Origin of the sequence: Marinobacterium sp. xm-a-127 (assembly GCF_013283425.1) — a bacterium.
Lineage (GTDB): Bacteria > Pseudomonadota > Gammaproteobacteria > Pseudomonadales > Balneatricaceae > Marinobacterium_E.
Window position 1 is genome coordinate 230,219 of sequence record NZ_WBYH01000002.1, and the last position, 13,139, is coordinate 243,357.

General features: G+C 48.5%; 17 protein-coding genes. 2 read left to right on the forward strand and 15 right to left on the reverse strand.

The features are described from left to right. Positions 1 to 2: 2 nt before the first annotated feature. The 11 genes from XMA127_RS05200 to XMA127_RS05250 all read right to left on the reverse strand — a co-directional run bounded on the left by XMA127_RS05200 (position 3) and on the right by XMA127_RS05250 (position 8,320). Positions 3 to 356 carry a PilZ domain-containing protein gene (locus tag XMA127_RS05200; protein WP_173481594.1) on the reverse strand — a complete coding sequence of 118 codons (354 nt, stop codon included), beginning with the start codon at positions 354 to 356 and terminating at the stop codon, positions 3 to 5. After that, the gene (locus XMA127_RS05205) at positions 356 to 1,342 is read right to left on the reverse strand and encodes a DNA polymerase III subunit delta' (RefSeq protein WP_173498977.1); all 987 of its coding nucleotides are present in this window, start codon (positions 1,340 to 1,342) and stop codon (positions 356 to 358) included. Before XMA127_RS05205 ends, XMA127_RS05200 begins: the two co-directional genes overlap by 1 nt. Beyond that, the gene (tmk, locus tag XMA127_RS05210) at positions 1,339 to 1,965 is read right to left on the reverse strand and encodes a dTMP kinase (protein ID WP_173498978.1); all 627 of its coding nucleotides are present in this window, start codon (positions 1,963 to 1,965) and stop codon (positions 1,339 to 1,341) included. Before tmk ends, XMA127_RS05205 begins: the two co-directional genes overlap by 4 nt. Beyond that, positions 1,965 to 3,002: an endolytic transglycosylase MltG gene (gene mltG / locus XMA127_RS05215; protein ID WP_173481597.1), complete on the reverse strand. Its 1,038-nt coding sequence runs from the start codon at positions 3,000 to 3,002 to the stop codon at positions 1,965 to 1,967. The genes tmk and mltG overlap by 1 nt, the downstream gene beginning before the upstream one ends. A 67-nt stretch (positions 3,003 to 3,069) precedes the next feature. Then, on the reverse strand, positions 3,070 to 4,308 hold the full coding sequence (fabF, locus tag XMA127_RS05220; protein ID WP_173481598.1) for a beta-ketoacyl-ACP synthase II: 1,239 nt from the start codon (positions 4,306 to 4,308) through the stop codon (positions 3,070 to 3,072). An 82-nt stretch (positions 4,309 to 4,390) separates the two neighbouring features. After that, positions 4,391 to 4,624, reverse strand: coding sequence for an acyl carrier protein (acpP, locus tag XMA127_RS05225; protein WP_173481599.1), 234 nt, complete (start codon positions 4,622 to 4,624; stop codon positions 4,391 to 4,393). A gap of 175 nt (positions 4,625 to 4,799) precedes the next feature. Beyond that, a complete protein-coding gene (fabG, locus tag XMA127_RS05230) occupies positions 4,800 to 5,543 on the reverse strand; it encodes a 3-oxoacyl-ACP reductase FabG (protein ID WP_173481600.1) in 744 nt (247 codons plus the stop codon). Positions 5,544 to 5,553: 10 nt separating this feature from the next. Next, a complete protein-coding gene (gene fabD / locus XMA127_RS05235; RefSeq protein ID WP_173498144.1) occupies positions 5,554 to 6,495 on the reverse strand; it encodes an ACP S-malonyltransferase in 942 nt (313 codons plus the stop codon). 83 nt (positions 6,496 to 6,578) lie between these two features. Next, positions 6,579 to 7,592 (reverse strand): phosphate acyltransferase PlsX, encoded by a 1,014-nt coding sequence (gene plsX / locus XMA127_RS05240; RefSeq protein WP_173483199.1) that lies wholly within the window; start codon positions 7,590 to 7,592, stop codon positions 6,579 to 6,581. A 9-nt stretch (positions 7,593 to 7,601) separates the two neighbouring features. Further along, positions 7,602 to 7,781, reverse strand: coding sequence for a 50S ribosomal protein L32 (gene rpmF, locus XMA127_RS05245; protein ID WP_173481603.1), 180 nt, complete (start codon positions 7,779 to 7,781; stop codon positions 7,602 to 7,604). A 32-nt stretch (positions 7,782 to 7,813) separates the two neighbouring features. Continuing rightward, on the reverse strand, positions 7,814 to 8,320 hold the full coding sequence (locus XMA127_RS05250) for a YceD family protein (RefSeq protein WP_173481604.1): 507 nt from the start codon (positions 8,318 to 8,320) through the stop codon (positions 7,814 to 7,816). Positions 8,321 to 8,450: 130 nt separating this feature from the next. Here XMA127_RS05250 and XMA127_RS05255 point away from each other — a divergent pair, with 130 nt between their 5' ends. Continuing rightward, the gene (locus tag XMA127_RS05255; protein ID WP_173481605.1) at positions 8,451 to 9,047 is read left to right on the forward strand and encodes a nucleoside triphosphate pyrophosphatase; all 597 of its coding nucleotides are present in this window, start codon (positions 8,451 to 8,453) and stop codon (positions 9,045 to 9,047) included. Positions 9,048 to 9,061: 14 nt separating this feature from the next. On the opposite strand, the gene XMA127_RS05260 is transcribed toward XMA127_RS05255, so the two are convergent. Beyond that, positions 9,062 to 10,117 (reverse strand): S49 family peptidase, encoded by a 1,056-nt coding sequence (locus XMA127_RS05260; protein WP_173481606.1) that lies wholly within the window; start codon positions 10,115 to 10,117, stop codon positions 9,062 to 9,064. Between the two features lies 1 nt (position 10,118). Then, positions 10,119 to 10,766, reverse strand: coding sequence for an HAD-IA family hydrolase (locus XMA127_RS05265; protein ID WP_173481607.1), 648 nt, complete (start codon positions 10,764 to 10,766; stop codon positions 10,119 to 10,121). A gap of 23 nt (positions 10,767 to 10,789) precedes the next feature. On the opposite strand from XMA127_RS05265, the gene XMA127_RS05270 reads away from it, so the two are divergent. After that, positions 10,790 to 11,416 carry a lytic transglycosylase domain-containing protein gene (locus XMA127_RS05270; protein WP_173498979.1) on the forward strand — a complete coding sequence of 209 codons (627 nt, stop codon included), beginning with the start codon at positions 10,790 to 10,792 and terminating at the stop codon, positions 11,414 to 11,416. Positions 11,417 to 11,703: 287 nt separating this feature from the next. Here the strand turns inward: XMA127_RS05270 and rraA are convergent, their stop codons facing one another. Together rraA and XMA127_RS12055 are read right to left on the reverse strand one after the other, a co-directional pair. Continuing rightward, complete coding sequence (gene rraA / locus XMA127_RS05275; RefSeq protein WP_173481609.1) at positions 11,704 to 12,189, reverse strand: ribonuclease E activity regulator RraA; 486 nt, start codon at positions 12,187 to 12,189, stop codon at positions 11,704 to 11,706. A gap of 19 nt (positions 12,190 to 12,208) precedes the next feature. After that, complete coding sequence (locus XMA127_RS12055; RefSeq protein ID WP_173481610.1) at positions 12,209 to 13,039, reverse strand: S1-like domain-containing RNA-binding protein; 831 nt, start codon at positions 13,037 to 13,039, stop codon at positions 12,209 to 12,211. Between the last annotated feature and the right edge of the window lie 100 nt (positions 13,040 to 13,139).

Sequence of the window (13,139 nt, forward strand, 5' to 3'; positions counted from 1 at the left end):
AATTAAATGGTAAGCGTTTGACGGCCTGATTCGTGTGCACCCGCAAGGTAGGTATCAATCTTCTTAAGCAGCTCAGTCTCGTCAGATGAGAGTTGAATACCAATCCCCGGCACTTTACCGCCCTGCGCATTCTTAGGTGTTTGCCAAACCACTTTGCCGGTGACAGGGATCTTATCAGGCTCCCCCATTAGCGATAGCAGCAGGAAGATCTCTTCGCCTAGCTCGTACTGATCTTTGGTTGGTATAAACAGACCACCACGCTCTAAAAACGGCATGTAAGCTCGATAGAGATCCTCTTTCGTATGTATAACGAGTCCGAGGATGCCGTGATTTTCTGATTTAACTGTCTCAACCATTACTTAACACTCAACTCTTTCCAATCAAAAAACAGTTTCTCTAATAGTAGCTGCTTATTGGGGTTTAGGTGGCGTTGGATCGCGTTTAATTCAACTTGAACTGACTCATAGAGTTTCAGTACACGGCTTGCATTCGCCTGTTTTGCAACTGAATCCACCATCTTACGCATATCCAAATTGATGCGAGGCTGTTCATCCTGCGCAATCTGAATTCTTACAATATCACCCAACAGAGATTGCCACCAAATTAGAGGCAGACGCAGATCCTCTTTTTGGTATTTCTCTGCCAAGGCGACTGGGCTGACTCGAGCACGCAACAGATCGGCCAAGCCACCCAAAAAATTGGCACGAAGATCAATCGCACCACCGGACTTCCATTCGTAAGCTGTTAATGGAGCTCCTTGCGCTAACCCCAAGTAACCTTTGGCTTTTTCAGGAGGTAGCTGAAGCTTTTCGGCCAGCCAATCAGTCGCTAAACCAGCTTCAGGCAGACTAAATTCAACTCTTTGACAACGACTACGAATGGTCGGCATCACCTGACCTAACTGGTGAGCAATCAACAGGATGAGTGTGTTATTGCCAGGCTCTTCGAGGGTTTTCAACAGAGCATTGGCCGCAGAGATATTCATCTCTTCTGCAGGGTCGATGATCAAGACGCGATAACCACCCTGCTGCGCAGTGCCGTGTAAGCGATCAATGGTTTCGCGCACCTGATCAACTTTAATCACCTTACCAGCCTCTTCAGGTGAGAGGTGAAGCAGGTCCGGATGCGTCTCGTGCTGAATCAGCTCACAGGTTTTACATTGACCACAGGGTTCTGAACCCCTAGGGTTATTACAGAGCAAGCGTTTAGCGAGGTGCTCAGCAAAGGCACGTTTACCCACCCCTTTATGCCCAGCCAATAACAGCGCATGAGGTAACTTATTATCAGCGATCAACTGATCAATACGCTGCCAATACTCTGCCTGCCAAGGAAGAATGCTCACAAGGCAACTCCAAACTCACGCAGCACCGCCGCAATTTGGGCTTGAACCTGAGGAATGGAAGGCTCTGCATCAATAATTCGAATGCGTCCGTTTGAAGCCGCTGCACGCTCTAGGTAACGATCGCGTACCCGACCAAAGAAGCTCATCTCCTCTTGTTCGAAGCGATCGAGCGCAGCTCGTGCACGCGCACGGCTCATACCTACCTCAACCGGTAGGTCTAGCAGTAGGGTTAAGTCGGGTTGAAGATCGGACAACACCAACGACTCTAGCTGATCAATAGTCGTTTGATTCATCGCTCGGCCACCACCCTGATAAGCATGAGTCGCATCGATAAAACGATCACAAAGCACCCATTTACCTGCAGCCAAAGCGGGTTTAATGAGGGTCTCAACATGCTGTGCTCGAGCAGCAAAGACAAGAAGGAGTTCTGTCATCTCGGACATCGATTCAGATCGCGGGGTCAAAAGCAGCTCACGAACCTGTTCAGCCAATTCAGTTCCACCCGGTTCACGTGTCACGACCAGATCGATACCGGACGATTCGAGACAGTCTTGAATGTAGTCTAAGTTGGTCGTTTTACCGACCCCTTCACCACCTTCGAGTGTAATGAACTTGCCTTGCATTAGTTGGCCTCTGGTGTAGAACGATAATCTTTGCGACGTTTCAATTGATACTCTCTTACGGCGCGATTGTGTTGCTCTAGTGTATCTGAAAACTGGTGCGAACCGTCACCTTTGGCGACAAAATAGAGCGCCTTACCAGGCTCAGGATTAAGCGCTGCGACAATCGCATCCTCCCCTACCAATGCAATTGGCGTAGGAGGGAGCGCTGGAATTCTATAAGTGTTATAGGGTGTCGACTCTTTTAAATGCTTACGTGTCAGATTGCCCTGATAACGCTCACCTAAGCCATAGATCACGGTTGGATCGGTCTGCAGTCGCATACCCCGATTCAGACGACGAATGAAGACACCCGAGATCTGCCCCCGCTCACTACTCAAACCCGTCTCTTTCTCGATGATAGATGCCAGAATAAGGGCTTCGTAGGAACTCTCAAGCGGCAATGTTATATCACGACTCTGCCAATGCTTATCTAACACATCATTAAGCATTCTGTGTGCACGAAGCAGCAGTTCTTTGTCCGTTGTACCCCGCTCAAAATAGTAGGTCTCGGCTAAAAATAGGCCTTCAGATGAATCGACATTGAGGCCCAGTTCAGTCGACAAACTGGCGGCATCCGTAGCACTCAATGTTTTCTCAAGCAGTTCATTGTCTGCAAGAGAGGCCAGCATCTCTTTAACGGTTGCCCCCTCAATAAGGGTCACTCGATACTGCACAGATCGACCCGATATGAGACGATCAAGCAGGGTCTCTAGGGTATCACCCACCCTTACCTCATACTCGCCGCTGCGCAACTTGGTGAGTTCTGGCTGAAGCTTAAACAGTAACTTAAGTTTGAACGGCTCATCCAACCAGTGACGATCGGATAGCTCTTGAACCAAGCGTGAGGCCGTATAGCCAGTAGGAACCGTCAAGGTGGTTGGTTGCTGGAGCGCTAGACGCTGTTTAGGAAGATCAAGAACGGACTGATATTGGCTCCACCCAACAGAGGCAAGCACCATAAAAAAAGCAACAAATACTATGACTGTTCGTTTTAACAAACCTAAACCCAATGAGTATTAGCAATCAGTATGAGTCGGGGCCGATAGGCACCCGACTCAACGGTCGCTAGATCTTGTTAAAGACGAGTGTACCGTTGGTACCACCAAAGCCAAATGAGTTGGACATAGCGGCAAATAGCTTCGCCTCTTGGGCCGTGTGAGCCACATAGTTAAGGTCACAGCCTTCACTTGGGTTATCCAAGTTGATCGTAGGCGGCGCTACTTGATCACGAAGAGCCAGCACACAGAAGGCTGCTTCGACAGCACCTGCAGCCCCTAATAGGTGACCTATCATAGATTTAGTCGAGCTCATACGGACATCTGAAGCAGCGCTTCCCAATACCGCTTTAGCCGCATTGGATTCCGCAATATCACCCGCCGGAGTCGATGTGCCGTGTGCATTGATGTAGTTGATTTGATCGACGTTCAGACCGGAATCTTTAATCGCATTAGTCATCGACAGAGCAGCACCGGCACCATCCTCTGGTGGTGAAGTCATGTGGTAGGCGTCATCACTCATACCAAAGCCACTCAACTCACAGTAGATCTTCGCACCACGCGCTTTAGCATGCTCATAGGACTCAAGTACCAACATTCCGGCACCATCACCCAGCACAAACCCATCACGATCACGATCCCATGGACGACTTGCTGCTTGTGGATCGTCGTTACGACTCGACAAGGCACGCGCAGCGGCAAAACCACCCAAACCAAGTGGCGTTGTCGCCATCTCAGAGCCACCTGCGATCATCACATCAGCATCACCGTATTGAATCATACGCATCGCATGACCAATGTTGTGGGTACCGGTTGTACAGGCGGTTGTGATCGCAATATTCGGTCCACGGAAGCCATATTTAATGGCTAGGTTACCGGCGATCATATTGATGATACTGCCAGGAACGAAAAATGGAGAGACTCGACGAGGGCCTGACTTATTCAGTATGTCGTGTGTGTTTTCAATCATTGGTAGACCACCGATGCCGGAGCCAATGGCACAACCAATGCGTGGTGCATTCTCTTCTGAGACTTCAATACCGGAATCTTCAACTGCTTGAATAGCAGCCACCATGCCGTATTGAATGAACAGATCCATCTTACGAGCCTCTTTAGGGTTGAGGTAAGGCTCTAGTTGAAAATCTTTAACAGATGATGAGAAACGTGTGCTGAAAGCCGAAGCATCAAAATGCTCAATTGGGCCTGCACCACTCTTTCCCGCAAGAATATTTGACCAAGTGTCATCGACCGTTTGACCAACAGGTGTTAATAGACCAAGACCTGTGACTACAACTCGATTGCGCGACATCTAAAACTCTCCGATGGGCTAATAAAAGAAAAGCCGCAACTACTCTAGGCAGGTGCGGCTTTTCGAACGTACGTAGAACCGATTACTGGTTAGCGTTAACGTAGTCGATTGCTAGCTGAACTGTAGTGATTTTCTCAGCTTCTTCATCAGGAATTTCAGTTTCGAATTCCTCTTCAAGAGCCATTACTAGTTCAACAGTGTCAAGTGAATCAGCACCGAGGTCTTCTACGAAAGAAGCTTCGTTAGTCACTTCTTCTTCTTTAACACCAAGTTGCTCGGCGATAATTTTCTTAACGCGATCTTCAATATTGCTCATATCGATTCCTATAATGTTTCAACGCCCACTGTATCTATACTGACACTTTGGGAATTTTAGAAAACCGCTGCTTACATAAAAGATAAGCAACAATTGTTAACTGGGTGCAATTATCCGCTATCTGATGGAAATTACAACCTTTTATACGGTAAAAAACCACACCTAAACGGGGGTTTTAACCCATGTACATACCACCGTTGACCTGGATCGTTTCACCGGTCACATAACCGCCAGATTCGCTGCATAAGAAACCAACGACTGCTGCGATCTCTTCAGGCTTACCTAGACGTGACAGTGATATCTGAGACTGCAGCATCTCTTTATGTGCTTCAGGTAGATCAGCCGTCATATCGGTATCGATGAAACCAGGCGCAACACAGTTGACCGTCACGTTACGACTACCTAATTCACGAGCCAATGCACGTGAGAAACCTTCCATACCTGCTTTAGCTGCTGCGTAGTTTGCTTGACCCGCGTTACCCATAGAGGCCACAACAGAGCTGACGCTGACCACACGACCCCAGCGCGCTTTTGTCATGCCGCGTAGAACACCTTTAACCATGCGGTAGACTGACGAAAGATTGGTATTCAGCACAGAATCCCACTCATCATCCTTCATACGCATCATCAGGTTGTCTTTAGTAATACCAGCATTGTTGACCAGAATGGTAACCGCACCGAACTCCTCTTGGATCTGTGCCAGTACCGCATCAACCGACTCTTTATCAGAGACGTTTAGTACATAACCTTTACCCGCATTACCGGCTGCAGCTAAGTATTCAGTGATTGCACTAGCACCACCTTCACTCGTTGCTGTTCCAAGAACGGTAGCGCCCTGTGCAGCGAGATTCTCTGCGATCGCTTTACCGATACCGCGGGTAGCACCTGTTACTAGCGCAACTTTATTTTCTAAACTCATCTTTTAATCCTTAGCTATTTTGTGCTTCTAGGGCTTTATCTAGACCCGCAGAATCACCAATATTCAAAACGGTTAATGCGCGATCGACTTTCTTATTCAGACCCGACAGAACTTTACCTGGACCACACTCAACGGTGCGATCAACACCCAGTGCTAACATTGCTTGTACGCTCTCAGTCCAACGCACTGGACTGTACAGCTGCTGCACCAACAGATCACGCAATTCAGCAACATCTTCACAGGTCGATGCATTGACGTTGTGAATGAGTTTAATCGCTGGCAGTGTAATCTCAATCTTTGCCAATGCTTCAGCCAACTTCTCAGCTGCTGGCTGCATCAAAGCACAGTGAGAAGGCACCGATACAGGTAGCTCTACTGCACGTTTAGCACCCGCCTCTTTACAAGCTTCCACACCACGCTCAACCGCTGCTTTCTCACCGGCAATTACGACCTGACCTGGGCAGTTAAAGTTAACAGCAGAGACCACTGCACCTTGAGCGGCTTGCTCACAAGCAGCCACAACAGCCGCGTCATCAAGACCAAGAATTGCCGCCATCGCCCCAGTACCAGCAGGAACCGCAGCCTGCATCAACTCGCCACGAAGGCGAACCAGACGCACACCGTCAGCCAAGGAGATAGCACCAGCACAAACTAGCGCGGAGTATTCACCCAGTGAGTGACCTGCGACAACCGAGGGTGCTTCACCACCCTGCTGTTGCCATAAACGCCACAGAGCGACACTCGAAGTCAGCAGAACGGGTTGTGTATTCTCAGTGCTATTAAGAACCGCTTCAGGCCCCTCTTGAGCAATAGCCCAAAGATCCTGACCTAAGGCTTCAGAAGCCTCTTTAAACGTATCCGTGATAATAGAGTGCTGTGCAGCTAGATCACTCAACATACCGAGTGATTGTGAACCTTGGCCTGGGAAGACCAATGCAAGTGATTGAGACATGTTGTCCTCGATTAACTGTCGGAGATTAACTCCATAAAAATTCCTAATGCGGAGTTTACATCATATGAGGAATATCTGAACCCTTAAGGGGAACTGTTTAGATCCTGAGCAACCTGATCCGCCAACTGGTTAGGCAGATCGGCTTTAAGCATATTCAGAGTGTTTTCTAAAGCCGCCTTAAAGTCATTAGCGTTCGCAGCACCATGACTTTTAACGACCAGACCATTCAAACCTAAAAACAGTGCACCATTTCTTTGACCTGAATCGAGCGATTTAGTCAGGGCTGTCAGCATTGGGCTAGCCAGCCATGCGATGACTTTACTGTAGAGTGAACCTGCAAACACCTGGCGCAGTCGATGAGCTAGCAGCTTAGCGACCCCTTCGCTACTCTTTAGGGCCACGTTACCGACCAGACCATCACAGACGATCAAATCCGCTTCACCAACAAACAGATCAGCGCCTTCAACAAAGCCGATGTAGTTCACCTCTGGAAGTTCCGCTATCTGAGCACTCGCTTCACGAAGCGTCTCGTTGCCCTTGGTCTCTTCAGAGCCTACGTTAAGCAGACCAATTTTTGGATCTCTACCTGTTGTAACCCGCACCAAAGCGCGCCCCAACACAGCAAACTGCTTTAGCATCTCTGGGGATGAGTCTAAGTTAGCGCCCAAATCGACGACCTGACACTCGCCTTTCAAGGTCGGCATAGCTGCAGAGATAGCGGGACGATCGATCCCCTGAATCATTCCCAAGGTGCGTCTCGCAAGGGCCATCAAAGCCCCCGTATTGCCAGCACTCACAACGGCACAGGCCGAACCTGATGCGAGCTGATCCAGAGCTAACTGCATTGAGCTGTCCGAGCCTTCACGCAGAGCGGAAATTACCCTCATATCGGCCGTAATAACCGATGAAGCATGCACAAGGCTTAACTGTGAATTAGCGTCTTTAGGAAGATAGGGAGCGATCTGCTCTTGATCACCCACAAGGGTAATCGATAGATCAGGGTGATCTTTAAGAACTGCGAGGGAGGCCTCAACAGTAATACGGGGACCGAAGTCCCCGCCCATTGCATCAACAGCGATGCAATAACTGTGTTGCACGGCTAAGACTTACTCGTCGCCTTTTGCAACAACCTGACGACCGCGGTAGAAACCGTCAGCTGTCATGTGGTGACGACGGTGAGTCTCACCAGTAGTCTGTTCAACTGAAAGAGTTGGGTTGCTAAGTGCATCGTGTGAACGGCGCATATCGCGACGTGAACGAGACTTTTTGTTCTGCTGTACTGCCATGGTTTTTACTCCTGGATCTTACTTTACTAGCGCTACTTCTTAAGGCTCGCTAGCACACTAAATGGATTCGGTTTTTCAATCTGCTCCGCAGGTATCTCATCTTCGCCGAAGGACATTTTTACTGAACAGTCATCATGATAACAGACGGCTGGTAAACTCAGTATCAACTCTTCTCCGACCAAATCTGCAAGATTTACATCATCCTCTAACAGTAGAGGATCATAGTAACGGGGCAAATTCTTGGCCTGCTCTTCGTTTAACACAACGGCTAAACTGAACTCTGCTTCCAATTGCAATGTCACTGGCTCCAAGCAACGTTGACACTGTTGCTGAACTTCAACGTTCGCTTGTCCGGTCACAGTTCTTAGCTTCTGCTCATCAAGGGCAAAAGCCAGTTCTACATTGACATCACCACAGGGACTGACCAGCAAGGAGCAGAGCTGAGGCATAGATTGCAGTGCAATAGTGCCTGTTAAAACTGCTTCCCGCTCGGCAAGTTTCCGAGGGTCGACTTTTTTCGGAAGAGGGCCGTTCGACATAAGCGCGCAATTCTAGGGATCTGAAGCCCAACTGTAAAGGAATATATGCCATTAATTGAGGATATTTGTTAGGTTAGAGCCTCTTTAGCTAACAAAAGCCCAATCTGCACAAAATCGCAGCGGAATATCGATGAAAAGCCACCAATTACCGATCGTTTTAGCCTCAAGCTCAAAATATCGCCGCGAACTACTGTCTCGCATTTTAAATGAGTTTGAACACGCCTCTCCCGACATCGATGAGACGCCAATAGCCGGCGAGTCTCCAGAGGCTTGTGCGGCTCGTTTAGCCCAACTGAAAGCCAAGGCGTTAGCTAAAGAGTTCCCTGCACACTGGATTATAGGGTCTGATCAACTGGCTACGCTTGACCAGCTGATTCTTGGCAAACCTTTAACCAAAGAGAGAGCGATTACCCAGCTCTCTTTGTGCAGCGGTCGGCGTGTCAGCTTTCTAACCTCTTTGGCGCTTTTCAACAGCCAAACTGAGGAGACTAGAGAGTATCTAGAAGAGGTTGTCGTGACCTTTAGAGAACTGTCAGACGCAGAGATCACAGCTTACATTGATCGCGAGCAACCGCTGGACTGCGCAGGCAGTTTTAAATGCGAGGGGTTAGGTATCACTCTGTTTGAGTCGATTGAGAGCAGAGACCCTAATACTCTAATTGGCCTGCCACTGATTGGGTTAAACCATCTATTACTAGAAGCGGGCATCAACCCGCTTCTAAAATAGACGCTATTAGCGATCTATTTGAACTGGATAGAGCTCGTTATACCGAGAGTGTTCATAACCTGACTGGCCACCCCAACACCTAGACGCTCTGCCAAGCGTTCAACCGCGTTTGGACGGTAGCTGTAATCAATTAGATGATCGGTATTAAACTGTTCGCGAGCAACAGAGCTAGCACTGCCTAACCCATCAATCAAACCCAATTCAACGGCCTGTTCACCTGTCCAGATTAGTCCAGAGAACAGCTCAGGGTTATCAGCAAGACGATCACCCCTACCCTGCTTCACAGCGTCAATAAACTGTTGGTGAGTAGTATCCAACACAGATTGCCAAAAGCGCTTCTGTTGATCCGAGAGCGGCTGGAAAGGGTCTAGCAGTGCTTTGCTGTCGCCTGCGGTAAGAGCACGGCGTTCAACCCCTAGCTTCTCCATCAAATCGACAAAACCAAATCCACTTGAAATGACCCCAATTGAACCTACCAGGCTGGCTTTATCCGCATAGATAGCGTCCGCGGCACTGGCTAGGTAATAACCGCCACTGGCGCCAATATCGGTAATAACGGCCATCACCGCCTTATCAGGATAGAGTGCACGGAGTCGAACAATCTCATCATAGACGTAACCGGCTTGAACAGGACTACCACCCGGGCTGTTAATACGCACAATAACACCGAGACTGTCAGATGCCTCAAACGCATCGCGCAGAGAGGTGATCAACAGATCAGCACTGGCTTCGCTGCTGTCTGAAATAACGCCACGCACTTGAACCACTGCCACATGTGGCTTAGAGATCTCCTCAATGGAGGCGAACTTCTCACTCCACAGAAAAAAGCCTGCGATACCAAACAGATAGATAAAGGTCAGAGACTTGAAGAAGATGCCCCAACGGCGAGATCGGCGCTGCTCACGGTTGACGTTATCAACCAGCTTTTCAAGCAAGCGCCAGCTTTTTGAATCGGTACTGTCTACAGCAGGCTGATCACTCTTCTCATTAGTTTGCACAACCGTTCCACTAGCCTGCTCAATACTCTCTTTTGAATCACTAGGCTTTTCACCCCAAGGATTGTGTTCCACATTAACTCCTTAACCAATCCACTAACTCATTAAAATGATCAAACACCTGCAACGGTTCAAAGGCATGCAGATCATCCACCTCATGCACCCCATAGCTCATAGCCACTCGATCAATACCCGCACTGCGCGCCATCTCCAAATCATAACTGGTGTCACCAATCATAAGGACTTCGCTAGCATCCAAACCTGTCTCTTCTAGGATCTCATGCAGCATCAAAGGATCTGGCTTGGATGCCGTCTCATCAGCACACTTGGTCAGTTCAAAATGGCCCGCCAACTCTGTATCAGACAGGACGCGATCCAAACCACGGCGGCTTTTTCCAGTCGCGACCGAGAGTCGATAGCCATGCTGTTTGAGTAGCCCCAGTCCATCAAATGCACCGTCAAATAGCGCCGTGGGTGTCTGATCAACCTCTAGATAGTGTTTACTGTAACCCTGCCGAATGAGCTCTCGCGTTGCGGCATCACATTCAGGCATGACTTTAAGAATAGCCTCTGGCAAGCCAAGGCCAATAATATCTCGCACTGACTCATCACTGGGGATTCTTAGACCTAGCTCACGCGTAGCGCCCTGAAAACTGGATACGATACGCGCTTGAGAATCGATTAAAGTTCCATCCCAATCGAAAATAAGTAGCCTATACTTCACGTAAACCTCAAAGTTTGAGCATTATGTATTTAAACAAGCGTCTAACACTGCTGTCGACACTGCTGATAGTCAGCTCAGTCTACAGCACCTCTGCGAAAAGTGAGAGTTCGCAGACCATCTATAAATTTCGCAACGAGTCAGGCGTGCTCTCGTTCAGCGATCGACGCCCTAAACAGACCACTCATTATGAAATACTCAAATTTGACTGTTATGCCTGCCGGTCAAACCCATCAATCGATTGGCACACTGTGCCTCTAAACACTCGAGACTTTCGCAGCATTACACAAATCACCGCCAACCAAGTCAAGGTTGACGAATCTCTTATTCGCGCCGTGATTCATGCGGAGTCGGCATTCAAAAGCAACGCGCTCTCTTCACAAGGGGCAATGGGTTTGATGCAGCTAATGAAAAAGACAGCACTCTCCCTAGGTGTCGAGAACCGACAGGATCCTAGCGCGAACATCTTTGCCGGGAGCCAATACCTAAAAGAGCAGCTAGAGCAGTTTGGTGACACAAAATTGGCCCTAGCAGCCTACAACGCAGGGCCAACGGCTGTGAAACGTTACCAAGGCATACCACCCTATCCCGAGACAGAGCGCTACATTGAACGTGTAATGATTCTTAAAGCACGCTACGACAAGGTTCTTTAAGGCAATAAAAAACCGCAGGCCGGATAAAGGGGGAGTTCCAGGCTGCGGTCAGCAGTAATAACTGCTCATTTAGAGGCTTTCAAGCTGGTGATTTACCAAATAGGGCTTAAAAAATGCCCTGCTTGTAGAACAGTAGACCCTCTGTGAAGTCTTTTAGTTCCGTGAATCTGTAACTTTTTTTGAAAAAATTTTAAATCTGTTTAAAAACAACAACTTATAAAATAGAAAAAATTACAGCCGCTCAACTAAGAACGGGCTGTGGATAATAGACCTATGCTGGTTAATTTTCAATCAATCGTTAACTCTTTTTCGCTAACCAGCAGACCGTTGTTATCAGCGTAGAGATATTCACCCGGAATGAAATCAACACCGCCAAAACGAAGCGTGACATTTAATTCGCCCGCCCCTTTTTTCTCGGTCTTCAACGGGTGGCAGCCCAACGCTTGAACACCTAGGTCAAGATCACCAATGGCATTCACGTCACGGATACAGCCGTAGATAACAATACCCGACCAGCCATTCTTGACTGCTTTCTCAGCCAGCATGTCACCCAACATCGCGCGACGCATAGAGCCACCGCTATCAACTACCAGCACTCGACCTTCACCAGGTAGCGCAACTTGTTCACGAACCAAGGAGTTATCTTCAAACGCTTTGATCGTCACGATCTTTCCGCTAAAGCGTTCACGACCGCCAAAGTTACCAAACATCGGTTCAAGAATGCGCACATCATCTTCATAGCGATCGCACAGTTCGGGTAGTAGATCTTCCATCGATTTCTCCTGATAGATTTTAAGATTTTAGACGAAGGCCATCCGCTTCAATTTGGATCTTGCCCTCTTTCAACAGCTGACCAATCGCCATTTTGTAGGCTTTTTTACTGCAACCAAAACGGGCATTAATCGCTTCAGGCGGACTCTTATCACCCAGTGGACAGAAGCCGCTGTTCGCCTCCAACTCAGCCAACAGCTTATCGGCAACAGACCCGACTCGTTTATAACCAGGTGGCGTCAGCATAAGGTCAATCTGTCCATCCTCACGAACCTGCTTAACATAGCCCGTCAGACGCTGACCCAATTTCAAATGCTGAGTGAGGTCTTGACGATGGATAAGGCCTTCATAGCGATCATTGATGATGCAGAGCATGCCTAAGTCAGTCATACGCCAGGGCAGCATTTCAACCAGCATCTCTTTGTTTAGGTCGGTTGGGTTGGACTCAAGATAACGATCCGTTTTCATTGAGGCCGCGATACGGTTCGAGTTATCAATGTAGATGAAGACATTCACCCACAGACCTTCCGTCACATCACGCTGCTGCTCTGAGAAAGGCAGCAGCAGATCTTTAGATAGTCCCCAATCCAGGAAAGCACCTATCGGCGTGGTCTCTTTAACACGCAGTCGAGCGAATTGACCCACTTCCGCTTTGGGATGCGCCAAGGTCGCGATCTCTTGATCTTGGGAGTCAAGGTAGACAAACACACGCAGCTTATCGCCAGGCTTAGTACCTTCAGGCACTTCACTTCGAGGGAGCAGTATGCCGCCACCATCACCTGTCTCTAAATAGACACCGTATGGACTCTCTCGCAACACCGTTAATTGATTGCGCTTACCGAGTTCAAACACGCCTCTCTCCCAATATTAAAAACCCTATGATAACCGGTTAGGCCAGAACGAAAAACGGCCAGGGAGTGAATCCTGACCGTTTTTAAGGATTTAGCCTCTT

Coding starts and splice junctions, on each gene's coding strand:
- XMA127_RS05200 (WP_173481594.1), bottom strand. CDS start 356: ATGGTTGAGACAGTTAAATCAGAAAATCACGGCATCCTCGGACTCGTT.
- tmk (WP_173498978.1), bottom strand. CDS start 1,965: ATGCAAGGCAAGTTCATTACACTCGAAGGTGGTGAAGGGGTCGGTAAA.
- fabF (WP_173481598.1), bottom strand. CDS start 4,308: ATGTCGCGCAATCGAGTTGTAGTCACAGGTCTTGGTCTATTAACACCT.
- acpP (WP_173481599.1), bottom strand. CDS start 4,624: ATGAGCAATATTGAAGATCGCGTTAAGAAAATTATCGCCGAGCAACTT.
- fabG (WP_173481600.1), bottom strand. CDS start 5,543: ATGAGTTTAGAAAATAAAGTTGCGCTAGTAACAGGTGCTACCCGCGGT.
- fabD (WP_173498144.1), bottom strand. CDS start 6,495: ATGTCTCAATCACTTGCATTGGTCTTCCCAGGCCAAGGTTCACAATCA.
- rpmF (WP_173481603.1), bottom strand. CDS start 7,781: ATGGCAGTACAGCAGAACAAAAAGTCTCGTTCACGTCGCGATATGCGC.
- XMA127_RS05250 (WP_173481604.1), bottom strand. CDS start 8,320: ATGTCGAACGGCCCTCTTCCGAAAAAAGTCGACCCTCGGAAACTTGCC.
- XMA127_RS05255 (WP_173481605.1), top strand. CDS start 8,451: ATGAAAAGCCACCAATTACCGATCGTTTTAGCCTCAAGCTCAAAATAT.
- XMA127_RS05270 (WP_173498979.1), top strand. CDS start 10,790: ATGTATTTAAACAAGCGTCTAACACTGCTGTCGACACTGCTGATAGTC.
- rraA (WP_173481609.1), bottom strand. CDS start 12,189: ATGGAAGATCTACTACCCGAACTGTGCGATCGCTATGAAGATGATGTG.